This window comes from Duganella zoogloeoides (assembly GCF_034479515.1).
Lineage (GTDB): Bacteria > Pseudomonadota > Gammaproteobacteria > Burkholderiales > Burkholderiaceae_D > Rugamonas > Rugamonas zoogloeoides.
In genome coordinates this window covers 5,141,285-5,166,745 of record NZ_CP140152.1, presented here as the reverse complement: position 1 = coordinate 5,166,745, position 25,461 = coordinate 5,141,285, and the positions used below count along the sequence as shown (strand labels likewise).

Below are 25,461 nucleotides of genomic sequence, written 5' to 3'. Positions count from 1 at the left end.
GATGATTCCAACCCTGCAAAGCCTGATCGGCGGCCGCTGGATCGGCCGCGAGGCGGCCACGCCGCTGCACAATGCACTTACCGGCGCCTTGATTTACCACACCCACGCGGACGCCATCGACTTCGGCGAAGCGGTCCGTTACGCACGCAAGACCGGTGTCCCGAGCCTGATGAAACTGGACTTCCAGCAGCGCGCCGCCATCCTCAAGGCCCTGGCGCTGTACCTGGTCGAGCGCAAGGAGGAGCTGTACGCGATCTCGCACCTCACCGGCGCCACCCGCGCCGACAGCTGGGTCGATATCGAAGGCGGCACCGGCACCCTGTTCGCATATGCCAGCATGGGCGGGCGCGAGCTGCCGTCGTCGAACGTGCTGCACGAGGGACCGGCCATGGCGCTCGGTAAAAACGGCGGCTTTGCCGGCACCCACATCCTGGTGCCGCGCGGCGGCGTGGCGGTACACATCAACGCCTTCAATTTCCCGATCTGGGGTTTGCTCGAGAAATTCGCGCCGAGCTTCCTGGCCGCCATGCCTTGCATCGGCAAGCCGGCCACCGCCACGAGCTATCTGACCGAAGCGGTGGTGCGCATGATGCACGAATCGGGCTTGCTGCCTGAGGGGGCACTGCAACTGGTGATCGGCAGCACCGGCGACCTGCTCGACCGGCTGGAAGGATTCGACGCCGTCACCTTCACCGGCTCGGCTGACACGGCCGCCAGGCTGCGCGTGAACCGCAACCTGGTCGCCCACTCGGTGCCGTTCACTGCCGAAGCGGATTCGCTCAACTGCGCCATCCTGGCGCCCGATATCTCGCCCGACGATCCCGAGTTCGACCTGTTCGTCAAGGAAGTGGCGCGCGAGATGACCGGCAAGGCGGGACAGAAGTGCACGGCGATTCGCCGCATCATCGTGCCCGAGGCGCTGGTCGACGCGGTGGGCACGCGCCTGCGTGAACGCCTGGCCAAGGTCAGCGTGGGCGACCCCTCGGTGGAAGGCGTGCGCATGGGCGCGCTGGCCTCGAAAGACCAGCAGCGCGACGTCGGCGAACGCCTGGCGCTGCTGGCGCACGGCAACGAGGTGCTGTTCGGCGCGGGCGACGGCTTCAAACCGGTGGGTGACGGCGTGGCCGATGGCGCATTTTTTGCGCCCACGCTGCTGCTCTGCCGCGACGGCATGGCCAACGACGCGGTGCACGACGTGGAGGCGTTCGGTCCGGTGAGCACCATCATCAGCTACCACGGCATCGACGAGGCGCTGGCGCTGGCCGCGCGCGGCAAGGGCTCGCTGGTGTCGACCCTGGTGACCAAAGAGCCGGCCATTGCCGCGTACGCGGTGCCAGTGGCCGCCGCGTCGCACGGCCGCGTGCTGATCCTCGAGCGCGAAGCGGCGGTGGATTCCACCGGCCACGGCTCGCCGCTGCCGCAGTTGAAGCACGGCGGACCTGGTCGCGCGGGCGGAGGCGAAGAACTGGGCGGCATCCGCGCCGTGCGCCATTTCCTGCAACGGGCGGCGGTGCAGGGTTCACCCACCATGCTGGCGGCGGTCACCGGCGAATACGTGCGCGGGGCCCGGGTGCAGGAGAGCGAAGTGCACCCGTTCCGCAAGCACTTCGAGGAACTGCACATCGGCGACTCGCTGCTCACGCACCGGCGCACCGTCAGCGAAGCGGACATCGTCAACTTCGGCGGTGTCTCGGGCGACTATTTTTACATGCACTTCGACGACATCGCCGCCAGGGACACCCAGTTCGGCAAGCGCATCGCCCACGGCTACTTCGTGCTGTCGGCCGCAGCCGGCCTGTTCGTCTCACCGGCGCCCGGCCCCGTGCTGGCCAACTATGGCCTCGACAACCTGCGTTTCGTCGCCCCGGTGGCCATCGGCGACACCATCCGCGCCCGCCTCACCTGCAAACGCAAGGTGGACCGCAACCGCACCGACGACAGGGGCGTGGGGCAGGGCGTGGTGGCCTGGGACGTACAAGTGACCAACCAGCACGACGAGCTGGTGGCCAGTTACGACATCCTGACCCTGGTAATGAAGCGGGCGTAACCAGCGCCGCCCGGCTGTGCAGGGCGGCGCTTTCCTTTTCCCCGCCCACCCTGCACAATGGCGTTTTCACTCAGCAGGCGGCGCCATGGCACTCTTTACCAAGACTCAATTCGTCCTCAACCCGATCGAAAACCCGCGTACCTGGGTGACTTTTGGCGTGGCCATCGCTTGCCTGCTGGCGGTGGGGCTGCTGCCGCGCGGGTTCGATTTCGTGGGGATACTGCGCATTGCCATGCTGGGCGTAGCCGGTTATATCGGCGCGGCCGCCATCGAACACTTGCCCGTGCGCGGTACCGTGCTGGTAGCCGACAGCACGGCCTTTTTGGCGCGCATCGCCATGTTCGGCTATGTGCCTACCGGCGAGTCGGCGCAGGGCCAGGTGTTCACCCACCGCAGCGCGTCGCCGATGCGCCATATCTATAGCCCGATCGTGGTGGGCCGCACGGTGGGCAGCACCTTTACCGCCACCGTGCCGCTGCGCTTCTATCGCGCAGTCAAGGATTTGAAGGCTTAAGCGTTCAGGCCGAACGGATCGTCGATGCTGTACGCCGGTTCGGTAAACCACTTCGGACCATGTTCCGTCATGTAGAAATGGTCCTCGTGGCGCACGCCGAATTCGCCGGGAATGCAGATCATCGGTTCGTTCGAAAAACACATGCCCACGTCGAGCAGCGTCTTGTTGCCGCCGACCAGGTACGGCCACTCGTGGATATCGAGGCCGATGCCGTGGCCGGTGCGGTGCGGCAGGCCTGGCAGCTTGTAGCCGGGACCGAAACCATCTTCTTCCAGCGCACGGCGGGCCGCCTGGTCCACCGCTTCGCACGGCACACCCAGCTGCGCGGCCGCAAACGCCGCCAGTTGCGCCTTCTTCTCGCTGTTCCATACCGACCGCTGACGTTCGCTGATCTCGCCGTACACATAGGTGCGGGTGATGTCGGAGATGTAGTTGTGCAGTTTGCAGCCGGTGTCGATCAGCACCGTGTCGCCGGGTTTTAACGTCTGCACATAGCTCACGCCGTGCGGGTATGCGGTGGCCTCGCCGAACAGCACGATCACGAAGTACGAGCCGGAAGCGCCCACCTTGCGGTGCGCGCGGTCGATGAACTGTTCCACCTCGGTGGTGGTGATCCCCTCGCGCAGGATCGAGGCGGCCGCCACGTGCACGGCCATCGTCATGTCCTTGGCGCGCTGCATCAGCGCGATCTCGTTGGCGGACTTGCGGGTGCGGCAGTGGGCCGTCACCAGGCTGGCGTTTTCCAGCGCATAGCCCGCGGCCAGCGGACGGATGCCGTCGTAGATGAAGAACGCGGCGCTCTCGCAGATGCCGATGCGCGGGGCGGCATCGGCGTTCGCTGCGATGCCCATGCGCGCCAGCGTGTCGATGAACAGCTGGTACGGGCTTTCGTGCTCTTCCCAGCAGTTGACCGGGCCGTCCACCAGCATGAAGTCTTTCAGCGTGCTTTCCTCGAAGGCTGGCGCGATGTACTCGATGCCGCCGCTGGCGGGCAGGATGGCGCCCACCATGCGCTCGCTGGCGTGCCACCTGGTGCCGGTGAAGTAGGTGAGGTTGGCGCCGGCGTTGATGTAGATCGCCGCCACGCCCTGTTCGCGCATGAAGGCCTGGGCGCGCGCCACGCGTTCCAGGTGCTCGTCTTTGGCGATCGGGACTGCGCCCGCCGTCATGTCCGATAAAGAGGCCAGCGCCTCGTCGATGGTCTTGCCGCCTATGGTCATAGCTGTCCCTGCACAAATTGGATTATGGTCCGCGATGATAGCAGCTGTCATCAGGCCGTAACAGGGCGCTGTTATCGTGCCGGCACCATGAACTTACTTTCAGGATGATATTATGTTGCACCGCCCTCGCTTGTCTCCCCGTTACATGCTCATCCCTACCGCGATCGCCATCGCCATCACCTTTGCCGCCTGTGGCGGGGGCGACGATGACACCATCAAGAACAACGTACCGCCGATCGCCCAGGGCCGCTGGATCGCCGGCGACCTGCATACCCACACCACGCAGTCGGCCGACGCCGACGTGAGCCAGACCCTCGACAAAATCCTCGGCAAGGCCTTCACCAGCTATGGCCTGGACTGGATGGCAGTGACCAATCACCTGCGCGTCTCCACCCGCGACGACAAGGGCGTGCTGCTGGCCGCGCCGATCCCGATGGCCACCGGCGTGGAGCGCTACGAGCAGCCGCGCCTCGCCGCCCTGCAATCGGCCGGCACTTATGCCGACAAGCTGATTTTCTCGGGCTTCGAGTGGGACATGCCTACCCATGACCACATCGGCATCGGCATTTTCGAGGGCACCGACAAGTCGGCCGGCGCTCCGCTGGCCGTGAGCACCAAAGGCGTGCGCGAATTCGAATACCTGTTCACCACCCGCGACCCTGCCATGTTCGACGCCGCCGACGTCGCGGCGTGGAAGGCCAAGTACGGCGACACCCGCTACAACAAGACCGCCGACGATGCCTTGAAGGCGATCTCCTGGCTCAAGGACAATTACCCCGACACCAGCTACGCGGTGATCAACCACCCATCGCGCAACAAGGGCAGCTACACGGTGGAAGACTTCCGCCGTTTCAACGACACCGCGCCCGACATCATGTTCGCCATCGAAGGCATGGTCGGCAACCAGATGGAGCCGGACCGTGGCGGCTACACCGCCGCCTACACGCCAGAGAATGCGCCGCTGCGCGCCTATGGCGGCGCCGACTACGTGGTGGCCAAACTCGGTGGCGTGTGGGATGCACTGCTGGGCGAGGGCCGCCGCGTCTGGAACCTGACCGATTCCGACACCCATTTTAAAATTGTCGGCAACAACAGCAGCGGCTACTTCCCCGGTGAATACGCCAAGAACTACGTGTTCAACAGCGCCACCGGCGCGCCGACCGCGAAAGACCTGCTGCAAGGCCTGCGCTCGGGGAAAATGTTCTCGGTCTATGGCGACCTGGTGAACGCGCTCGACTTCAACCTGGCCAGTACCAGCGACCGCAAGGAAATGGGCGGCGAGCTGAAAGTGGCCAATGGCGAAAAGGTGGTGGTCACCATCCGCTTCAAGAGCCCGGCGAAGAACAACTATGAAAAGCCGGTGGACAGCGGCGCCTCGGCCAGCGTCAAGCCGGTGGTGGACCACGTGGACCTGATCGTCGGCGACGTGGGCACGAAGGCCGCGCAGGGCACCGCCGCCTACGCGGTGGCCACCAACGCCAGCACCCGCGTGGTCAAGCGCTTTACCAGCGCCGACTGGAAGACCGACGCCGATGGCTACAACACCATCACCTACGAAACCACCGCCACCAAGAGCCAGTACTTCCGCCTGCGCGGCACCAACCTGGGCACCGATGTAGCGGGCCTGACGCAGGGCGGCGAGCCGCTGGCCGACCAGCGCACCAGCACCGCCGACGCCACCCAGCGTTTCAACGACATCAACGACCGCAACTACCGCAGCCTGTGGTTCTATTCGAACCCGGTGTTTGTCACGGTGCGTTGATCGTCCGGCGTCACTTGGCCTCGTCGATGTCCTCGCCGACGTTGATGGCGGCGTAGGCGCGCTGCACTGCCACGGCTTCCTTCGAGCCAACGCCGTACAGCTCCTGCGCGGCCTCGAGCGCCTTGGCGCGCGCCACCGCGTAGTTGGTGCTCGAGGTGAACTTGGTGCTCAGGGCCCGGAACCAGATGCGGTACGCCTTGTCGTTGCCGATGCCGGTCATCGCCTGCGGCGACTTGACCAGGTACTTGCTGTGGGCATCGCTGGCCGGATCGGCGTTCGAGCCCTGCGCCAGGAAGTAGAACATGCGATTATTCGGCCCGCTCGAATAGTGCACGTCGAGCTGCTTGAGCGACGTGCTCCAGGCGTCCGCGCTGCGCCCGTCCAGGCTGGGCTTGACCATGTAGCGCAGCGGCTTCTTGTCGCGGCTGATCTCCTGGCCCACCATCCAGTCGTTGCCCTTGGCCGGTATCACGGCGCCGGTGCCGCCTGCGCGCGCGTACGCTTCCACCATCTCGCCGCCGATGTCCGAATGCGATTCATTGAGGCCGCCCGATTCGCCCGAGTACACCAGGTCCGCCGTGGCGGCCGTGACGCCGTGCGACATCTCGTGGCCGATCACGTCGATCGATCCCAGGTTATAAAAATACGAGCCGCCGTCGCCGATGAACATGCACTTGCAGCGGTCGTCGTAAAAGGCGTTGTCATAGTCGCGATCGACGTGGACGGCAATGTGGGTGGCGGTGTTGTTGCCGTCCAGGGACTGCCAGCCGAGCACATTGCGGTTGGTGTCGTAGGTGTTCATCAGGCCCCAGAAGGCGTTGACGGCGGCGGTCTGGCCGTTGGCGTCGGTGGTGCTGCCGCCGCTGTACTGCTTGCCGTCGCCCCAGGTGTTGGTCGTGTTGACATAGACGTCGCCGGGATCGGGGTTGTACATCGAGCTGTGGTCGGCGTTGGTAATGGCCATGCCGCCGAAGCGCCCGCCCTTGCCGCGCGTGGCGTCGAGCATGCGGAACTGGCTGCCGCTGGGCGACGTGGACAGCGCCACCACGCCGTTGTACTGGCTATTTCCAGTACCGGTCCCGGCTCCGGTGCCACCACCGGCGTCACCGGCCGTTTGCAGCGCGTGCCACTGGGCGATGACCGCGCCGGTCCTGGCATCGACGATGGTGTCGTGATAGACCGGCTGCCTGTCCCTGACCATGCGCGTCTTGACGTAATAAGCGAGTGCGTAGCGCTGCACTACTTCCTGCACATCGAGCGCGTTGAGCTGGGCCTCGGGCTTGTTGGCGGCGGCCGCCGTGCGCTGGCTGGTCACCACGGGGTAGAGCAACAGTTCGGCGACCGGCTGCCAGCGATGCTCGATCTTTGACATGCCGGCGCGCACCGAGCGGATCGCCACGATGATCGCCTGCTGCGGCGAGAGCTTCGGCTTCAGGTCGGCGGGTGTTGGTACGGCAGCCGCAGCGCCGGCGGCCAGGCTATGCGCCCCGGGCCGGCGGTCGGTGACCGAGGCGCTGACGATGGCGCCGGTGGAATCGGTCACCACCACGGCTTCGGAGCCGAACACGCGCAGGCCCTCGTAGGTGTGCTGCACGCGCGAGATTTTCTGGCCTGCGGCGCCGGGGTGCTGGGCGGCCAGGCGGAAGCTGTACCGGGGCGCGGCCAGCGTGCGCGTCGTTTCGCGCGCCTGGTCGAACGCGGCCAGGCGCGCCAGCAGGTTGTTACTCTCCTGCGACGAGGGCGGCGCCACCGGTCCGCCCATCATGGCTGGCGACAGCGGCTGGGCCATGGCGGCGGTGGCGGCAATGACGGCGGCTGCCAGGGTGGAGACCGATAGCAGGGAAATGTGCAGATTCATCTTATCCTCCTGAATCCTGATTCCGATTCCAGCGCGCATCGGACGATGGCGCTGAGGCCGCCTGAGCGGACAGTCCACGCTAGAACGGAGGAGGGGAGGCGGTACTGTGGCAGATCAAAGGCGGGAGGGCGCAACCACCATCCCGCCGGTACTTGATCACTGGGCAATCAAACTGACCTTGTCGATCACGAACGACGTCTGCTTCCACGAATCCTCGGTCGAGACGAACGACAGCGTCACCGTTTGCCCCTTGTACGCGGACAGGTCGAAGGTGCGCACCTGGTAGCCGTCGGCGGCGTCGGCATTCGAGTACGTGGCCAGCGTGCCCAGCACCGCGCCCGAACTGTTCTTGACCGCCACCACCAGCCGGTCGTACCTGGCGCGGCCGATTTCATCGGTGTCGATGTGCAGTGCGAAGCTCAGTTTGGCGCTGGCGGCCGACGACGGGATCGTCACGGTCTGGGTCAGCGTCTCGGTGTTGCGTTTGCCGTTGCCGCCCAGCCATGCATAGCGCTGGCCCTCGTACGGCTTCTGGCCGCCGAAGCTGCCGATGGCGCCGGTATTGCCGGTCCAGCCGGTGACGCCCGATTCGAAGCCGCCGTTGGTGATCCGCTCGCCGCCGCTGCCGGCGGTCACTACCGTCAGCGTGGCTTCGCCCGAGGTGGCGGTCCTGGCCGGCGATGACGCGTCGCGCACCTGCGCCTTGAACACGGCGCCGTTGTCGGCCTGGGTGGCCGTGAGCGAGTAGGTGGCGCCGGTAGCGCCCGCGATCGGTGCGCCATTGCGGTACCAGGCGTAGGTGTACGGCGGCGTGCCGCCGCTGGCGGCCACGCTGAACGACGCGGTAGCGCCCACCGTCACCGCCACGCTGGCCGGCTGGGTGGTGATGCCGACGCCGCCGCTGTTGCCGGCCTCGTCCACGTCAGCACCGACGTTGATGGCCGCGTAGGCCCGCTGCACGGCAATCGCTTCCTTGGACGTGGCGCCATACAGTTCCTGCGCCGCCAGCAACACCTTGGCGCGGGCGTCGGCATAGTTGGTACCGGAAGTAAATTTCGTGGTCAGCGCCTTGAACCAGATGCGGTAGGCCTTGTCATTGCCGATGCCGGTCATCGCGGCCGGACTCTTGGTCAGGTACTGGCTGTAGTAGTCGCTGCCGGAGTCGGCCTTGGAACCTTGCGACAGGAAGTAGAACATCCGGTTGTTGGGTCCGCTTGAGTAGTGGACGTCGATGTTTTTCAGGTTGCTGCTCCAGGCATCGGGGCTGCGGCCATCCTTGCTGGGCTTGTACAACCAGCGCAGCGGCTGGCCGTCGCGCGCGATTTCCTTGCCGGTCATCCAGTCGTTGCCGCTGGCGGGAATCGCGGTGCCGGTGCCGCCGTTGCGCGCGTACGCTTCCACCATGTCGCCGCCGATGTCCGAGTGCGATTCGTTGAGGCCGCCAGACTCGCCCGCATACACCAGGTTGGAGGTGGCATCGGTAATGCCGTGCGACATTTCATGGCCGATCACGTCGATCGAACCGAGGTTATAAAAATACTGGCCGCCGTCGCCGATGAACATGCATTTGCAGCCGGAATCGTAAAAGGCATTGTCGTAGGCATTATCGACGTGCACCGCGATATAGGTGGCGGTGTTATTGCCGTCGAGCGACTTCCAGCCGAGCACGTTCTTGTTGGTGTCATAGGTGTTCATCAGGCCCCACAGCGCGTTGATGGCGGCGGTCTGGCCATTGGCATTGGTGGTGCTGCCGCCGGGAATATACTGCTTGCCGTCGCCCCAGGTGTTGGTGCTGTTGGTATAGACATTGCCGGGGCTGGGGTTTTGCTGCGAGCTGTGGTTGGCGTTGGTGATCGCCATGCCGCCGAACTTGCCGCCGGTGCCGCGCGTGGCGTCGAGCATCTGGAACCCGCTGCCGTTCTGGCTGGTGCTGATCGGCACGGCGCCGTTGTACTGGCTGTTGCCGGTGCCCACCACGGTTTGCAGCGCCTGCCACTGGGCGATCACTTCGCCGGTCCTGGCGTCGATGATGGTGTCGTGATAGACCGGCTTGCGATCGACGATCATGCGCGTTTGCACGTAATAGGCCAGCGCGTAGCGTTGCACCATGTCTTGCAGGTCGAGCGCGTTGAGGTCTTCTTCGGCCTTGTCGGCGGCCTCGGCCGTACGCACGGTCGCCATCACCGGGTAGATCAGCAGCTCGGCCGTCGGTGGCCAGCGGTGTTCGCCGCTAGGCGCGACTTTTTTGGCCACGCGGGCAATCGCGGCGTCGGCGTTGAAGGCGGGTTTGACGTTGTCGAGCGGCGTGGCTTGCGGGCCGGCCAGGGCGACCGTACGGTCGGGGCTGCTGGCCTGGGCCACGCTGGCGTCCAGCCCGGCGCGCTTGTCGGCCATCGACAGGCTGACGATGTTGCCGCCGCCATCGGTCACCACGACTTCCTCGGAGCCGAACACGCGCAAGCCCTTGTAGGTGTGTTGCACGCGGGTGATTTTCTGGCCATCGGCGCCCGGGTGCTGGTTGGCGATGCGGAAATTGCTGTCGGCGCCGAGGCCGAGCCGGGCGTCGCGTTCGGCCAATTTGGCCAGCAACGTTTTGTCCTGTGGCGTGACGGCAACAGCTGGCGCGGCAGCTGAAACAGGCGTCGTGACCATCAGCGGCATGGCGGCGATGGAGGCGGCTAGCAGGGTCTTACGTAGGTTCATCTCTTCTCCCAATGGTGACACGGCGACGTGATGCCGACCGGAACGGTGACACTATTCCGCTTGCCATCGGCAAGTCAAAAAACATCGAAAATGGGTCGTGAAAGAAAAAATGGCTCAAATGAGCCATCGCATAGCGCCTGTACCTAAAGGCGAACTCTGCAATTTTGAGTGGGCCGCGATGCAACACTCTGCACAATTAATCAGTGAAAATCGTTTAGATTGTTACTCGTCCGAATTACACTGCCAGAAGCCGGACGAGACGATAGTGGTCCGCCGGCCATCTACACAGTGTGGAGATAGTTCATGTTGTCGATTGCCACTAAAGTTGAACGTATCGTGAGGGAATCGGCCTTTCTGACGGAAGGGCTGAAGCGGGGGCTGATCAACCTGTCGGAGCTGGCGCGGCAGTTGCAGCCGCAGCTCGAAAGCGATTTATGGAAACCGGTGGGCCAGGCCGCCGTGGTGACGGCACTGCGGCGCCTGGCCGAGCGCCTGCCCGAGCCTCCCACGGGCAACATCGTGCTGGTGCAAAAGACTGGCGAGCTCACCACGCGCACCGAGCTGACCGAGTACACGTTTCGTCACAGTGACCGCATCCATGAATGCCACCGCAAGCTGCTGGCCGCGACCGAGCCGCTGCCGGGCGCGTTCGTGACGGTCACGCGCGGGGTCAATGAAGTGATGGTCATTTGCAGCCGCACGCTGGCGCCGCTGGTGGAGCAGGCGTTCGACGGCGAGCAATTGCTGGCGCGGCTCGATGACCTGAACGCGTTGACGCTGCACCTGCATCCCGGCGCAGGGCGCGAACCGGGCACTTACCAGGCGATCCTCAAGCAGCTGGCCTGGGACCGCGTCAACCTGGTGAACATGATCTGCACCAATACCGAGTTGACGGTGCTGCTTGAACAGGACCAGACCGGGCCGGCGTTTTCCACGCTGGCCCGGTTCAAGATGCACTGATCAGGACAGTTGCGAACGCACGCGGGCGATCGCCTTGCGTACCTGGTTCGGCGCGGTGCCGCCCACGTGGTCGCGTGCGGCCACCGAGCCTTCGAGCGTGAGCACGGCAAACACGTCGTCGCCGATCAGCGGCGAGTAGGCGCGCAATTGCTCGAGCGACATTTCCGACAGGTCGATTTTCAGGTCGTCGCAGGCGCGCACGGCGTGGGCCACGGCTTCGTGGGCATCGCGGAACGGCAGGCCCTTCTTGACCAGGTAGTCGGCCAGGTCGGTGGCAGTGGCGTAGCCTTGCAGCGCGGCGGCGCGCATATTGTCGGGCTTGACGGTGATGCCGCCGGCCATGTCGGCAAAGATGCGCAGCGTATCGACCAGGGTATCGACGGTGTCGAACAGCGGTTCCTTGTCTTCCTGGTTGTCCTTGTTGTAGGCCAGCGGCTGGCCTTTCATCAGGGTCAGCAGGCCGGTCAGGTGGCCATAGACGCGGCCGGTCTTGCCGCGCGCCAGTTCCGGCACGTCCGGGTTTTTCTTTTGCGGCATGATCGACGAGCCGGTGCAGAAGCGGTCGGCAATGTCGATGAAGCCAACGCGCGGGCTCATCCAGATGATCAGCTCTTCCGACATGCGCGACACGTGCATCATGACCAGCGCAGCGGCAGCGGTGAATTCGATCGCGAAATCGCGGTCGGAGACGGCGTCGAGCGAGTTGTGGCACACATCGTCAAAGCCCAGCGTGGCAGCCACGCGCAGTCGGTCGATCGGGAACGTGGTGCCGGCCAGCGCGGCGGCGCCCAGCGGCAGGCGGTTGACGCGCTTGCGGCAATCCTGCATGCGCTCGACATCGCGGCCGAACATTTCCACGTACGCCAGCATGTGGTGGCCGAACGTGATCGGCTGCGCCACCTGCATGTGGGTAAAGCCCGGCATGATGGTGTCGGCGTTTTTCTCGGCCAGGTCGGTCAGCGCGCCGCGCAGGGCGTTCAGCAGACCGACGACGTCGTCGATGGCCGAGCGCACGTACAGGCGGATGTCGGTGGCGACCTGGTCGTTACGCGAACGGCCCGTGTGCAGGCGCTTGCCGGCATCGCCCACCAGTTCGGTCAGGCGTTTTTCGATATTCAGGTGCACGTCTTCGAGGTCCAGCAGCCATTCGAACTTGCCGGCTTCGATCTCGGCCAGGATCTGCGCCATGCCGCGCTCGATCTCGGCGCGGTCGGCGGCGCTGATGATGCCCTGGGCAGCGAGCATCTCGGCATGGGCCAGCGAGCCCTGGATATCGGCCTTGGCCAGGCGGTTGTCGAAGAAGACCGAAGCGGTGTAGCGCTTGACCAGGTCGGAAACAGGTTCGTTGAAGCGGGCCGACCAGGCTTCGCTTTTTTTGGAGAATTGATCAGTCATGATAAGGAAGAGTAGTGGGCACGTAAGTCAGAACTGACGGATTATAAACCGCCAGCCGTACAAAAATCGGTCAACGTTGTTGTTGTGGCCATAAAATTAACCGAAATGCGTGCCGAATGGGTTTGCTCGTCACTGCCAATGCATCAACACCGGCGGCACCAGCAGCGCCAGCGCCATCACCGCGTAGATCAGTTGCAGCGGGATCATCCACTTGGCCCAGGTGATCCACGGCACCCGCGCCAGCGCCAGCACGCCCACGGTGATGCCCGAGGTCGGGATCATCGGCGTGGTCAGTTCGCCGAACTGGAAGGCCAGGATGGCGGTCTGGCGGGTGACGCCTACCAGGTCGGCCAGCGGCGCCATGATCGGCATGGTCAGCGCGGCCTGGCCGGTGCCGGAGTGGATGAAGAAATTGATCACGGTCTGGATACCGAACATTTTCCAGGCCGTGAAGATCGGCGACGACGACTGCACCAGTGGCGTCAATGCGTGCAGCATGGTGTCGATGATCTGGGCGTCGCGCGCCAGGATCATGGTGCCGCGCGCCAGTGCGATTACCAGCGCCGTGCCCACCAGGTCGCGCGCGCCCTGGATGAAGCCGTCGACGATCTGGCCCGAATCGAGCCGGCCCACCAGGCCGATCACCACGCCCATGGTCAGGAACAGGGCGGCGATTTCGTCGATGTACCAGCCGTAGTGCACCACGCCCACCACCATGATGCCCAGCGACGCCGCAAACATCCACAGCACCAGCTTGTGGCGCGCGGTCATGCCGGTGAATTCGCCGAGGCCCTCGGGCTGTTCCTTGCGCTTTTCCAGGTCCAGTGCGTAGGTGGGGCTCAGTTGCGGGTTCTTTTTCACGCGCGCCGCGTACCACATCAGGAATGCCACGGTAATCGCGGTGGCAATCGTCCAGGCGATCAGGCGGTAGCCCCAGCCCGAGAACACCGGCACGCCGGCGATGCCCTGGGCGATGCCGACGTTGAACGGATTCAAAAATGCCGCCGAAAAACCGACCTGCGAGCCGAGGAACGGGATCGAGACGCCGGTAATGGTGTCATACCCCAAGGCTAAAGCGAGCGGCACGAAAATCAATATAAACGGTATCGCCTCCTCGTTCATGCCAAAGGTGGCGCCGCCGATCGAGAACAGCGTGACAAACACGGGGATCAGCGCCTTCTGGATGAAGCGCGAATTCTTGTGCGCGGCGGCCAGCGCCTTGATCATTGAATCGACCGCCTCGGTCTTGTGCAATACCGCAAAAGCGCCGCCGACGATCAGGACAAAGGCGATGATCTGCGCCGCCTCGACAAAACCCTTGATCGGCGCCTTGAGCAGGGCGACCACGCCTTGCGGTGCGCTCGGCACGTAGTGGAAGCTGTCGGGCAAGATCAGCTGCTTGCCGTTGACCAGGTGGGTGTCGTATTTGCCGCCCGGGACCAGCCAGGTGGCGGCGGCGATCAGCGCCAGGATGATGAACAGCAGGACAAACGTGTGCGGCAGCTTGAATTTTTTGATGGCCATTTTTTATTGTCGCTAAAGGTGGGCTTATTGGCTGGTTATTGGCTGGTTACTGGCTGAGCAGGTCGCCGGCGCGGAAGGCGGTGGCGCCGGCCACCTTGCCTACGTTCATGCCGCGCAGCACGTGGCGGTGGGCGCTGCGGGCGAAGAACACGCCGGCCACGCTGGCGCGCAGCACGGTGGTGATGCCGCTGACCGGGTCGATCAGGTCGGCAATGGCGTCGCCCGGCTGTAACTTGTCGCCCAGATCGCGCGTATAAACCAGCACGCCGTGGTGCGGCGCGTACAGCGGTTCCACGCCTTCGAGCGGCGTGGCTGCGCACAGCGGGGCCGGCAGATCAGGCCCCGCATCGTCATCGGTCAGCACGCCGTTGATGGCCAGGTAGCGCAGCAGGGCGTTGGCGTCGCGCTCGGCCAGGTCGTAGCTCACTTCGGCCTCGCCGCGCAGCTCCACCGTCACCGCCACGCAGGCCGGCGGGATCGGCACGCTGCCCTTGAAGTGGTGATCGAGGTCCCACCACAGGCGGCTGCACGCTTCGTCGAACGGTTCGCCGCCCGCTTCCAGTGCCAGCAGCAGCGCGTGCGCGCCGAGCAGGGCGGACAGCGGCGCCACCGCGTCGGCCAGCGGCGTGCCGGCATACAGGTGCATTACGGCTTCGTTATCGCAGTGCAGGTCGAGCACGATGTCGGCGTCCACCGCCAGCGTCATCAGCACTTTTTTGAGGGTTTCGGCGTCGGTTTTCGGTTGCCAGGTGGCGATCGAGGCGCGCGCGTGTTCGCGGATCATGCGCACATTGGCTTGCGCATCCTGGCCCAGCTGGCCGTCGAGCGACACCTTCACCTCATCGAACACGTGCTTGTAATTGCGGTTGAAGTTGATGCCGGTGGTCAAATCGAAGCGGCCGAAGGCAGCGCCCTGGATTGCCTGCGCCAGGCCGATCGGGTTGGCGGCCGGCACCAGGATGATCTCGCCGGTGATGCGGCCCGCCTGTTCCAGCGCGGTCAGCTGCTTGCGCAAAAATTGCGCCACCAGCATGCCGGGTACTTCGTCCGCGTGCAGCGAGGCCTGGATATAGACTTTTTTGCCGGCGCCGGGCGTACCGAAATGAAAACTGGTCAGTTCGAAGGTGTTGGCGCTGTGCAGGCCGGAAAGAGGGTGTTTTTGTGCTTGCATGGTGGCGGGCGGCAGGTGATAAAAGTGGGCTGAAGAAACACGAAAACGGCGCGGAGCGCCTGAAATCGCTTGAGTATGTAGCACTATTTTCACAAAGTAAATCATAGTGCGTGTATCGGGCGGCACATTCTTGAGTTTTTGGCTACTTGTGCGTACAGTCAGTTTTAACAGAAGTATTTGTTTATCACATTACTACCTAAGAAGAGAAAATTATGGCTGACCTGCACGGCATGCGAATTTCGACGATGGCTCACGCGGTGCGCCGCACCCTGGGACTGGGAATGGTCGGCTTGATGGGACTGGCAGGTCAGCAGGCGCTGGCACAGGAAGCTCCGGGCACGCCGGTCACCGCCGCCGAAGCCGACACGGCGGTCGTCAAGCCGGTGCCGCGCGTGGAAATCACCGGCTCGGCCATCCGCCGCATCGAATCGGAAACCGCGCTGCCAGTGCAGGTGATCAGCCGCGCCGACATTGAAAAAGTGGGCGTGACCACCGCGTCCGAAATCCTGGCCCGGCTGTCGTCCAACGTGGGCGGCCTGACCGACGGCGCCAGCATCAACGTCGGCGGCGACCAGCGCGGCTTCAACAGCGCCAACCTGCGCGGCATCGGTACCTCGTCCACGCTGGTGCTGCTCAACGGCCGCCGCATGGCCAACTTTGCCTCGCCCGGCGACGACACCGGCGTCGATCTCAACAATATTCCGGCGTCGGCCATCCAGCGCGTGGAAGTGCTGCTCGACGGCGCGTCTGCCCTGTACGGCACCGACGCCATCGGCGGCGTGATCAACTTCATCACCCGCAAGGACTTCAAGGGCATCGAGCTTAGCACCTACGGCAACAAGACCCAGGAAGGCGGCGCTGGCAAGCGCACCGCCACCATCACGGCCGGTTTTGGCGACCTCGATAAAAACGGTTTCAATATCTTCACCGTGGCCGACATCCAGGCCACCAGCGCGCTATCGACGTCGCAGCGCAAGTTCATCGGCGACCTGCGCGTGCCCGAGCGCCTGCCGCACCTGCTGTCGGGCTTCACGTCACCGGCCAATATCCGCCTGACCGGCGCCCAGCGCGACTATCTGAACGAGCAGGGCTTCACCATCAATGGCAAGCCCATCACCAAGACCACCATCAACCCGTCGGTGCCCAACTGTTCGCCCCCGGCCAACCTGTACTTGCCCAACGGTACCGGCGGCTCCGAGGCGTGCACCTACGATTACATGGGCGATACCGAGCTGTTCCCGAAATCGAACAAGCTCAACTCGCTCACGCGCGGCGTGTTCCAGATCACCCCGAGCACCCAGCTGTACGCCGAGGTGGCGCTGAGCCGCTCGCGCACCTCGTACGTGGGGTCGTCGGCACGCGTACGTGCTTACGTGGACTACAGCGTGATCCCGGCGCTGGCCGGCTACAACATGCTCTCGCCCGAAGCGAGCGCCGACGACGATGTGCCCGGTGAAGTGGAACTGCGCGTGCGCCTGAACGAGGCCGGCCGCCGCACCAGCGAACTGACCAGCGAAAGCCAGCGCTACGTTGTGGGCCTGACCGGCAGCGCCAACGGCTGGGACTACGACGTGGGCCTCAATCACAGCGTCAACACCATCAAGGACCGCGATACACACGGCTATGTGCTGTACAACGAAGTGCGCCAGGGCATCATCGACGGCCTGATTAACCCGTTCGGCCCGTCCAGCGCGGCCGGCGTGGCCCTGCTCAACAGCATCCAGGTCAACGACGAAGTGCGCCGCGCCAAGGGCACCATGGACTCGATCGACTTCAAGGTCTCGCACTCGGTGGGCACCCTGGCCGGCGGCGATGCGGGCCTGGCCATCGGCGGCGAATGGCGCCGCGAACGCAACACGTTTACGCCATCCGAGCTCCTGATGAGCGACAACATCAATGACGACTTCGCGCCGGAAGGCGGCGGGGCGACCGCCAATAGCCGCAAGGTCAAGGCCATCTTCGGCGAACTGCTGCTGCCATTTAGCAAGCAGTGGGAAGCGCAAGTCTCCGCCCGTTACGACCACTACCAGGTGGTGGGCGGCGCGGCCAGCCCCAAGGTGGGCCTCACCTACACGCCGACCAAGACCATGTTGTTCCGCGCGTCGGCCGGCCGTGGCTTCCGCGCGCCCTCGATGAACGAGCTGTATCGTCCAACCGTGTACAGCGCCACGGCCACCCTGCCTGATCCGGTGTATTGCGCCACGGTCAACAACGATTACGCCGAGTGCGCGTTCAACTGGGACACGCGCCGCTATTCGAACGCCAACCTGAAACCTGAAAAGAGCAAGCAGGCCTCGATTGGCATGGTGATCCAGCCGTCGCGCAACGCATCGATGACGCTTGACTACTGGCGCATCAAGCGTACCGATCTGATCAGCGAAATCGGCGACGACATCATCCTCAATAACCCGGCCAAGTACGGCAACCTGGTGATCCGCGACGAGGACAACGAGATCGATTACATCGAACTGCGCAAGGAAAACCGTGGCGCCCAGATCGCCTCGGGCCTGGACCTGGTGCTCGACTACAGTGGCGTCAAGACCTTTGCCGGTCGTTTCGGCGGCCGCCTGTCCGGCACCTACGTGCTCGATTCCAAGATCCAGAACGCCAAGGGTGATCCGTACGTGAGCAACCTCGGCCGCTTCGTCACCGATGGCGTGGTACAGCGCTGGCGCCATACGATTTCGGTGGACTGGGACAATGGCCCGCTGTCGGCCACGCTGTCGAACACGTTCTCGAGCGGCTACCACGACCAGAACTCGGCCATCAATACCGATGACGGCTCGGTGGTGGCGCCCAACAAGGTCACCTCGTACTCGCTGTGGGACCTGACCAGCGCCTGGCAGATCAACAAGAACTTCAAGCTGCGCGCCGGCATACAAAACATGTTCGACCGCTCGCCACCGTTCTCCAACCAGGCGTATTACTTCCTGTCGGGCTACGATCCAACCTACACCGACCCGCGCGGCCGCCGCTTCTTTGCCTCCGCTAACTACGCTTTCAAGTGAGCACGATTAAATTCATGGTTTCTACTGCCCCTCAACAATGTAATATAGCCTTAAGTAATTGATTGGTATCATCTGCATCATGACGGCGCCGCGCGCAAGCCCCGGCGCCGGTTTCACTTTGGAAGGGCAACATGAATTTTTCAGGTTTTACGTGCCAGCGCCTGTTCGTGCTCTGGCTGCTGGTGTTTGCCAGCTTCGGCGTACACGCGGCGCAAGGCGCTGCAGCCAAGGCCCAACCCACCGGCAAGGCAGTCAAACCGGCCAAGGCGGTCCCCCCGCCCAAGCCGGTCCTGGCACCGCCGGCGGGCAACCTGGTGATCATCGGCGGCGGCTTGCGCGCCGATAATGCGGAAGTCTGGCAACGGATCGTGCTCTTAGCTGGCGGCAAGGGCGCGCGCATCGGCGTGTTCGGCTCGGCCTCGATCAATCCTGAAAACGCCGCCCAGAACACGGTCAACAAGCTCAACCAATACGGCGCCCAGGCGTTTTTCATTCCGCTTGGCGTCACGCTGCCCAATAGCGACTACCGCAAGGCGGCCGAAGACCCGGAAGTGGTTGCCCTGATCCATTCGGCCACCGGCATCTATTTCACCGGCGGCGACCAGGCCCGCATTACCAAGGCGCTGGTGCGCCAGGACGGCACCCGCACTGCCGCGCTCGAAGCCGTGTGGGACGTGTACCGCGACGGCGGCGTGGTGGCCGGTTCGTCGGCCGGTGCGGCCATCATGAGCACCACCATGTTTTATGACGCCAAGTCCACGCTCGACATGCTCAAGCAGGGCGTGACTGACGGCAACGAAATCGCCCCCGGCCTCGGCTTTGTCGGCGACGACGTCTTCATCGACCAGCACTTGCTGGTGCGCGGGCGTTTTGCCCGCATGATCCCGGTGATGCTGAAAAAAGGGTACCAGATCGGCCTCGGCATCGACGAAAACACGGCGATGGTGGTCAACGCCAAGCGCGACGTGGAAATCATCGGCTACAGCGGTGCGCTGCTGCTCGACCTGTCGGCGGCGATCACCGACCGCGCCATCAAGGGTTTTAATATCAGCAACGCCACCATCAGCTACCTCGACCGGGGCGACAAGTTCAACCTGGTCACGCGCGATTTCACGCCGTCGCCCGACAAGGCCGACAACAAGCTCGACCCTAATCAGCCCGATACGCGGGGCGTGGTCTATACCAACGATATTCTCGGCAATAACGCGGTACTGGACCTGATGGTCAACCTGATCGACAACGCCCAGCAGGACGCCATCGGCATCGCCTTCGGCAACCCGCGCGATTCGTACCCGGACATGGGCTTTGAATTTCGCTTCAGCAAGACCATCAACAGCGTGGGGTACAGTTCGACCGAGGTGGAAGCCTATTCGGTACTGAAATTGCGCTTGGATATCCGGCCGATCCAGCTGCAGCAGCCGCTCTACCGCTACAGGTAAATCACAGTTGAGCTACACTTGAATGGGATGGCATTCGGCCATCCCATTTTCTTTTGGAGCTCACATGCGCATGTTTTCCCTGCGATGGCGATCCCTGTTCCAGGCCGCGCTGCTGGCGGCCATGCCGCTGGCGCACGCTGGCGCCGCTGCTCCCGCAGTTGCCGCCACGGCCGCGCCGCAAGGATCGCTGGTGATTGTTGGCGGCGGCCTGAAAGCCGACAATGCCGAGATCTGGCAACGCATCGTCAACCTTGCCGGCGGACCGGGCGCGCGCATCGCCGTGCTGCCGTCGGCCAGCGCCTATCCCGAACGCGCCGGCCAGTGGATCTCCGAACGCCTCAACAGCTATGGCGCGGCCGCCTTCGTGGTGCCGCTGTCGGTGCGCCTGGCCGATACCGATTTCCGCAAGGTGGCCGAGGATGCGGAACTGGCCGGCGCGGTGCGCGGCGCCGGCGGCGTGTTCTTCGTCGGCGGCGACCAGTCGCGCATCACCGCAGCGCTGGTGCGCGCCGACGGCAGCCGCACCGCCGTGCTCGACGCCGTATGGGACGTGTACCGGCGCGGCGGCGTGGTGGCTGGCGACAGCGCCGGCGCCGCCATCATGAGCAGCACCATGTTTTACGCGCCCAACTCGGTGCTGGCCACCTTGCACCAGGGCATTGCCGACGGTCGCGACATCGCCCCCGGACTGGGCTTTATCGGCGACGATGTCTTTGTCGACCAGCACCTGCTGGTGCGCGGCCGGTTCGCCCGGATGATACCGGCCATGCTCAAGAAGGGCTACAAGTACGGCCTCGGCATCGACGAAAACACGGCGATGGTGGTGGACCGGCGGCGGCAGGTGGAAATCATCGGCGTCAAGGGGGCGCTGCTGATCGACCTCACGCGCGCCACCACCGACAGCGCCCGCGCCGGCTTCAACGTCTCCAACGCGGTGCTCAGTTACCTGGACCGGGGCGACCGCTACGACCTGGCCAGCCACACCTTCACGCCGGCGCCCGACAAGGCCGGCGGCCGCCTGGCCGATGGCCGCGAACTGCTGCGCCAGCCCGTGTATTCCAGCGATATCCTCGGCCGCAACGCGGTGGTGGAGCTCATGGAAAACCTGATCAACAACCACGAGAACGAGGCCATCGGGATCGCCACCAGCGGGCGCGAGATAGGCGGCGAGGGCGCACCCGCGCCCGGGTTCCAGTTCACCTTCCGCAAGACGCCCGACAGCGTAGGCTATGTAAAACCCGAGACGCACAGCTATTCGATCCTGAATATGCGGCTCGATATCCGCCAGCTCGATCCCGGGCCCGTGCCGGCGCAGCGCAACTGATTCAGGTATTGGCCGCGCGGGATACAGGCACTAGAATGGTCGTTTCGACCTTCGCGAGGCCCGCATGTCCCGTAACAACCTGATCGGCGCGCTTGCCGCTGCCTGCATTGCCGCTGCCGGTTTCACTGCTGCTACCGCCGCTACCAACACCGCTACCACCGCCAACGCTGCGGCATCACCGGCACAACCGGCCACCGTCCGCCTCGACTATGTCCACAGCGGCAACGCCCTCAACGAACAATACGCAGTCGATCGCGTGGTGATCGAGCCGCTACCGTGGCCCGGCGACATGCGCAGCACCATCGACGCCACCAATCGCGGCAACAACCTGGTGGAAGTGGTCGATGCCGAATCAGGTGAGCTGCTGTATTCGCGCGGCTTTTCCACGGTGTTTGCCGAATGGGCCAGCACCGAGGAGGCTAGCCACACCAGTCGCGGCTTCCAGGAATCGGTACGCTTCCCCAAGCCCGACAAGCCGGTGCGCGTGCGCATCCTGAAGCGCGACGAGCGCGGCGCGTTCTCGGTGGTGTGGACCACGCGCGTCGATACCGATGCCATGGACGTGGTGCGCAAGCAGGCCGCCGCGCCCGTAAAACCGATCGGCATCCGCGTCAACGGCGCACCGAAGGACAAGGTGGACCTGTTGATCCTCGGCGACGGCTACACCGCCGGCGAGATGAAAAAATTCGAAGCGACCGCGCGCAAGCTGGCCGACCACTTGTTCAGCGTCTCGCCGTTCAAGGAGCGCGCCCATGACTTCAACGTGTGGGCGCTGGCGCTGCCCACGGCCGAATCGGGCGTGTCGCGGCCATCGACCGGCGTGCACCATGCGTCGCCGCTGGGCACGCGCTACGACATCTTCGGCAGCGAGCGCTACGTGCTCACGCTCGATAATCGCGCGCTGCGCGAGCTGGCGCAGAACGCGTCGTACGAGTTCATCGAAATCCTGGTCAACAACGACACCTATGGTGGCGGCGGCATCTTCGGCCAGTTCAGCACGGCGGCGGCCAACAACGACTGGGCCAATTATCTGTTCGTGCACGAATTCGGCCACCACTTCGCCGGCCTGGCCGACGAGTACTACACGTCGCCCGTGGCCTACGCCACCGGTGGCGCCCGCCGAGAACCGTGGGAACCCAACGCCACCGCGCTGCGCGACCCTACCAAACTGAAATGGAAAAAGTTCGTCAAGGACGGCACGCCACTGCCCACGCCGTGGCCGAAAGAAGCGTACGAAACCGCGTCGCGCGCATATCAAAAGGAGCGTGCGGCGCTGCGGGCGGCCAACCGGCCCGAGTCGGAAATGAGCGCACTGTTTCATCGCGACCTGGAGCAGAGCAACGCGCTATTCTCGCGCGATCCGCACCGGCACACCGTAGGCGCATTCGAGGGCGCCAACTACGAAGCCACCGGTTACTACCGGCCCGAGATGCAATGCCTGATGTTCGATCGCAGCGACAAGTTCTGTTCGGTGTGCGCGGAAGCCGTCACTACCATCATCGACCTGTATTCCCGTCCTGCAATCAAATAAGGGGTTACGTACGGTACCGAACAGTCAACTTTCGGGGTTTTGGATATTCTGATTACGTGACCTAGCGCTTCTACTAAAAAAGCGGAAAGCGTTTAGAGGCGGGGCCTTTGATGGTCTTGCCCACCTAAATAAGAACGTATCCAAACATAATTGAGAGGAACTATCATGAGCAAAATCGTCGCTACCCTGATCGCCGGCCTGTTCGCTACCGCTGCCTTCGCCCAAACGCCGGAAGTAAGCCGCGCCCAGACCGAAGCCAACAAGGACATCGCCAAGGCCCAGCAAAAAGAAGCCAAGGTTGAAGCCAAAGCCGACAAAAAAGCCAACAAGGCTGTCAACAAGGCCGACCAGGTCCACGCTGAACAGCAAGCCAAGGTAAACACCGAAGCTGCCAAAGCCAACGAAAAAGTGGCCAAGGCCGATCCTGAAGACAAAGCCAAAGTTGCTGCCGAAGGCCAGAAAGACGTTGCCAAGGCAGTCGAGAAGGCTGAAAAGAAAACCGTGAAAGCGGACGCCAAAGCCATCAAGAAAACCGTTGACGCCACCGAAGACAAAGCGCTGGCCGCCAATAAAACCGACGCAGTACGCGCCAAAGCCGCTGCTGACGTCAAAGAAGCCGCTGCCAAGCACTAATCTGCTGCGCGGTTAGAAGAACGGGCGCACCTGCGAGGGTGTGCCCGTTTTTTTATCTGTCTTAAGTTTCTCCTAATTAAATATTAATAATAATGATTCGCATTAAAAAATGCGCATAAAAAATATTTAACGCCATCAGGGCACCTAGGAGAATGTATGTCGAGCAGCACCCGTCACATCGCACGTCCGTCCCATCCAGCATCGCATCCCAATCCGCACCCCACCCGAAAGACCGCGCTGGCGCTCGCCATTGCCGTTGTCATGGCTGGTGGTTCCGTTAGTGCCGGTAGCGCCCTGGCGCAGATTGCCACCACCGGCACCATGGCCGAAGTAGTGGTGTCTGCTGCCGGGTTCGAGCAGAACATCAAGGATGCGCCAGCGTCGATTACCGTGATCACGCGCGCAGAGCTCGAGCGCGAACGTTTTGGCAACCTGACCCAGGCGCTCGAGAGCGTGGAGGGGATCGACGTGGGGGCGGCCAGCGACAAGACCGGCGGCATGAATATCAGCATCCGTGGCATGCCCAGCGACTACACCCTGGTATTGATCGACGGCCGCCGCCAGAACGCGGCCGGCAATGTCACGCCGAATAACTTCGGCGGCACCCAGACCAGCTTCATGCCGCCGCTGGCAGCGATCGAACGCATCGAGGTGATCCGTGGGCCGATGTCCACCCTGTACGGCTCCGACGCCATGGGCGGCGTGGTCAACATCATCACCCGCAAGGTCGGCAAAAAATGGATCGGTTCGGTGGGCGCCGACTACACGGCGCAGCAGGAGTCAGCCTTCGGCGACGTCAAGGCCGGCCGCTTTTACCTGAGCGGTCCGCTCAGCACCGACTTGCTGGGCCTGTCCTTGCGCGGCAGCACCCAGCGCCGCGACGCGGCCAACGTCACGTACCAGAACATCAATGGCGTGGAAACGCCGACCAATATGGGCGCCAACCCGGTGCGCTCGGAAGTGAACAACTACGGCGGCCGCCTGGCGTTTACGCCCAACCGCGCGCACACCATCATGCTCGACGTGGAAGCGGGGCGCCAGACCTATGACAACGCCGCCGGCCAGCTGGGTACGCTGGGCGTGCAGGGCGGTTACGGTCCCAAGCAGAAATACAATCGCGACCAGTACACCCTGTCGCACACGGGCCGCCTGGGCTGGGGCACCATCGACAGCAGCTACATGGTCAACCAGACCGAGACTATCGGCCGCACCATTCCGCCCGGTACGCCCGGTGCGGTGGCGGGCAGCGCGCGCACGCTGGAAGTGGAAAGCCGCGTGTTCGACACCAAGCTGGTACTGCCGTGGGGCAACCACATGTCCACCATCGGCGCCCAGTGGTGGCAGGCCGAGATGACCGACGGCGTGGCGCCCGCCAAGTTCGAGTTCACGCAAAAAGCGTTGTTCCTGGAAGACGAATGGCGCCTGGCCGAGACCGTGGCACTGACGCTCGGCGCGCGCTATGACGACCACAGCATCTTCGGCGGGCAGATGAGTCCGCGTGCTTACGCGGTCTGGAGCGCCACGCCCAACTGGACCGTCAAGGGCGGCGTGAGCCGTGGCTACAAGACGCCGCGTGTTGAGCAACTGTCGCCGGGCATCAACGGCTTCGGCGGCCAGGGCACGATACCGCTGGTGGGCAGCCCGGGCCTGAAACCCGAAACCAGCACCGCCACCGAACTGAGCGTCCACTTCGACAATCTGGCCGGCTGGACCGCCAGCGGTACCCTGTTCAATAACAAGTTCAAGGACAAGATCACCACCGGCACCGGCCTGATCAACTGCGACTATCGCCAGGCGCCGAATCGTCCCGGTTGCGTCAGCTTCGGCAACTGGCCCAATGTCGATGCGTTCGGCCAGTCGATCAACGTCGATGAGGCCGTCACGCGCGGCGCGGAATTCAACACCCGCGTGGCACTGAGCAAGACCGTCGCTGCCAGCGCCAACTACACGTACACCGACAGCGAGCAGAAAAGCGGCGCCAACGCCGGCAAGCCGCTCAGCGATACGCCCGAGCACGCGGTCAATGCGCGCCTGACGTGGGACATCACGCCCGACGTCAAGAGCTGGCTGCGCGCCGAATATCGCAGCGACCGCTTCCGCGATCCGGGTACGTCGGCGTCCACCCGCGTGGCCAAGGAAGTGCTGGGCGACTACCAGGGCTACACCATGTTGCACCTGGGCGGCAGCTACCAGCTGACCAAGGCGGTCACCCTGAACGCGGCGATTTACAACCTGCTCAACAAGGACTTCCTCGACTATCGTTCGTACCGCGCCACGCCGACCGCCAACCCCACCTACAGCAACACGTATGTGAACAGCCAGGAAGGGCGCCGGCTCTGGTTGTCGGCGAACGTGGATTTTTAAGCCGGATC

At 63.9% G+C, this 25,461-nt stretch carries 16 protein-coding genes; 10 read left to right on the top strand and 6 right to left on the bottom strand.

The window, feature by feature from the left end; translation table 11 throughout:
* Position 1: 1 nt before the first annotated feature.
* Complete coding sequence (gene paaZ / locus SR858_RS22765; RefSeq protein ID WP_019923190.1) at positions 2–2,047, top strand: phenylacetic acid degradation bifunctional protein PaaZ; 2,046 nt, start codon at positions 2–4, stop codon at positions 2,045–2,047.
* A gap of 85 nt (positions 2,048–2,132) precedes the next feature.
* Positions 2,133–2,561 carry a hypothetical protein gene (locus SR858_RS22760; protein WP_019923189.1) on the top strand — a complete coding sequence of 143 codons (429 nt, stop codon included), beginning with the start codon at positions 2,133–2,135 and terminating at the stop codon, positions 2,559–2,561.
* Here SR858_RS22760 and SR858_RS22755 read toward each other — a convergent pair.
* Positions 2,558–3,781, bottom strand: a complete 1,224-nt coding sequence (locus tag SR858_RS22755) for a M24 family metallopeptidase (protein ID WP_019923188.1) — start codon at positions 3,779–3,781, stop codon at positions 2,558–2,560. The two genes, SR858_RS22760 and SR858_RS22755, sit on opposite strands and share 4 nt — an antisense overlap.
* A 112-nt stretch (positions 3,782–3,893) precedes the next feature.
* On the opposite strand from SR858_RS22755, the gene SR858_RS22750 reads away from it, so the two are divergent.
* Entirely contained in the window at positions 3,894–5,543 is a 1,650-nt protein-coding gene (locus tag SR858_RS22750) for a CehA/McbA family metallohydrolase domain-containing protein (protein ID WP_026637530.1), read from the top strand.
* 10 nt (positions 5,544–5,553) lie between these two features.
* On the opposite strand, the gene SR858_RS22745 is transcribed toward SR858_RS22750, so the two are convergent.
* Complete coding sequence (locus tag SR858_RS22745) at positions 5,554–7,401, bottom strand: M4 family metallopeptidase (RefSeq protein ID WP_019923186.1); 1,848 nt, start codon at positions 7,399–7,401, stop codon at positions 5,554–5,556.
* 156 nt (positions 7,402–7,557) lie between these two features.
* On the bottom strand, positions 7,558–10,104 hold the full coding sequence (locus SR858_RS22740) for a M4 family metallopeptidase (RefSeq protein WP_019923185.1): 2,547 nt from the start codon (positions 10,102–10,104) through the stop codon (positions 7,558–7,560).
* Positions 10,105–10,407: 303 nt separating this feature from the next.
* On the opposite strand from SR858_RS22740, the gene SR858_RS22735 reads away from it, so the two are divergent.
* Positions 10,408–11,064: a hypothetical protein gene (locus SR858_RS22735; RefSeq protein ID WP_019923184.1), complete on the top strand. Its 657-nt coding sequence runs from the start codon at positions 10,408–10,410 to the stop codon at positions 11,062–11,064.
* On the opposite strand, the gene argH is transcribed toward SR858_RS22735, so the two are convergent.
* From argH to SR858_RS22720, 3 genes are all read right to left on the bottom strand, one after another.
* The gene (gene argH, locus SR858_RS22730) at positions 11,065–12,459 is read right to left on the bottom strand and encodes an argininosuccinate lyase (RefSeq protein ID WP_019923183.1); all 1,395 of its coding nucleotides are present in this window, start codon (positions 12,457–12,459) and stop codon (positions 11,065–11,067) included.
* Positions 12,460–12,588: 129 nt separating this feature from the next.
* Entirely contained in the window at positions 12,589–13,983 is a 1,395-nt protein-coding gene (locus SR858_RS22725) for a YfcC family protein (protein ID WP_019923182.1), read from the bottom strand.
* 46 nt (positions 13,984–14,029) lie between these two features.
* Positions 14,030–15,154: a succinylglutamate desuccinylase/aspartoacylase family protein gene (locus SR858_RS22720; protein WP_019923181.1), complete on the bottom strand. Its 1,125-nt coding sequence runs from the start codon at positions 15,152–15,154 to the stop codon at positions 14,030–14,032.
* A gap of 212 nt (positions 15,155–15,366) precedes the next feature.
* On the opposite strand from SR858_RS22720, the gene SR858_RS22715 reads away from it, so the two are divergent.
* From SR858_RS22715 to SR858_RS22690, 6 genes are all read left to right on the top strand, one after another.
* Entirely contained in the window at positions 15,367–18,162 is a 2,796-nt protein-coding gene (locus SR858_RS22715) for a TonB-dependent receptor (protein WP_026637529.1), read from the top strand.
* Positions 18,163–18,293: 131 nt separating this feature from the next.
* Complete coding sequence (locus SR858_RS22710) at positions 18,294–19,601, top strand: cyanophycinase (RefSeq protein WP_026637528.1); 1,308 nt, start codon at positions 18,294–18,296, stop codon at positions 19,599–19,601.
* Positions 19,602–19,665: 64 nt separating this feature from the next.
* On the top strand, positions 19,666–20,925 hold the full coding sequence (locus SR858_RS22705; RefSeq protein ID WP_026637527.1) for a cyanophycinase: 1,260 nt from the start codon (positions 19,666–19,668) through the stop codon (positions 20,923–20,925).
* Between the two features lie 64 nt (positions 20,926–20,989).
* A complete protein-coding gene (locus tag SR858_RS22700) occupies positions 20,990–22,456 on the top strand; it encodes an IgA Peptidase M64 (RefSeq protein ID WP_019923179.1) in 1,467 nt (488 codons plus the stop codon).
* Positions 22,457–22,621: 165 nt separating this feature from the next.
* A complete protein-coding gene (locus tag SR858_RS22695) occupies positions 22,622–23,089 on the top strand; it encodes a hypothetical protein (protein ID WP_019923178.1) in 468 nt (155 codons plus the stop codon).
* A 156-nt stretch (positions 23,090–23,245) separates the two neighbouring features.
* Positions 23,246–25,453 (top strand): TonB-dependent receptor domain-containing protein, encoded by a 2,208-nt coding sequence (locus tag SR858_RS22690; RefSeq protein WP_019923177.1) that lies wholly within the window; start codon positions 23,246–23,248, stop codon positions 25,451–25,453.
* The last annotated feature ends 8 nt before the right edge of the window (positions 25,454–25,461 follow it).

Excerpts from the sequence above, each read along its gene's own strand:
- SR858_RS22700 (WP_019923179.1), top strand. The coding sequence starts at position 20,990 with ATGTCCCGTAACAACCTGATCGGCGCGCTTGCCGCTGCCTGCATTGCC.
- SR858_RS22755 (WP_019923188.1), bottom strand. The coding sequence starts at position 3,781 with ATGACCATAGGCGGCAAGACCATCGACGAGGCGCTGGCCTCTTTATCG.
- SR858_RS22690 (WP_019923177.1), top strand. The coding sequence starts at position 23,246 with ATGTCGAGCAGCACCCGTCACATCGCACGTCCGTCCCATCCAGCATCG.
- SR858_RS22745 (WP_019923186.1), bottom strand. The coding sequence starts at position 7,401 with ATGAATCTGCACATTTCCCTGCTATCGGTCTCCACCCTGGCAGCCGCC.
- argH (WP_019923183.1), bottom strand. The coding sequence starts at position 12,459 with ATGACTGATCAATTCTCCAAAAAAAGCGAAGCCTGGTCGGCCCGCTTC.
- SR858_RS22715 (WP_026637529.1), top strand. The coding sequence starts at position 15,367 with ATGGCTGACCTGCACGGCATGCGAATTTCGACGATGGCTCACGCGGTG.
- SR858_RS22705 (WP_026637527.1), top strand. The coding sequence starts at position 19,666 with ATGCGCATGTTTTCCCTGCGATGGCGATCCCTGTTCCAGGCCGCGCTG.
- SR858_RS22735 (WP_019923184.1), top strand. The coding sequence starts at position 10,408 with ATGTTGTCGATTGCCACTAAAGTTGAACGTATCGTGAGGGAATCGGCC.
- SR858_RS22740 (WP_019923185.1), bottom strand. The coding sequence starts at position 10,104 with ATGAACCTACGTAAGACCCTGCTAGCCGCCTCCATCGCCGCCATGCCG.
- SR858_RS22710 (WP_026637528.1), top strand. The coding sequence starts at position 18,294 with ATGAATTTTTCAGGTTTTACGTGCCAGCGCCTGTTCGTGCTCTGGCTG.
- paaZ (WP_019923190.1), top strand. The coding sequence starts at position 2 with ATGATTCCAACCCTGCAAAGCCTGATCGGCGGCCGCTGGATCGGCCGC.
- SR858_RS22725 (WP_019923182.1), bottom strand. The coding sequence starts at position 13,983 with ATGGCCATCAAAAAATTCAAGCTGCCGCACACGTTTGTCCTGCTGTTC.
- SR858_RS22750 (WP_026637530.1), top strand. The coding sequence starts at position 3,894 with ATGTTGCACCGCCCTCGCTTGTCTCCCCGTTACATGCTCATCCCTACC.
- SR858_RS22695 (WP_019923178.1), top strand. The coding sequence starts at position 22,622 with ATGAGCAAAATCGTCGCTACCCTGATCGCCGGCCTGTTCGCTACCGCT.
- SR858_RS22760 (WP_019923189.1), top strand. The coding sequence starts at position 2,133 with ATGGCACTCTTTACCAAGACTCAATTCGTCCTCAACCCGATCGAAAAC.
- SR858_RS22720 (WP_019923181.1), bottom strand. The coding sequence starts at position 15,154 with ATGCAAGCACAAAAACACCCTCTTTCCGGCCTGCACAGCGCCAACACC.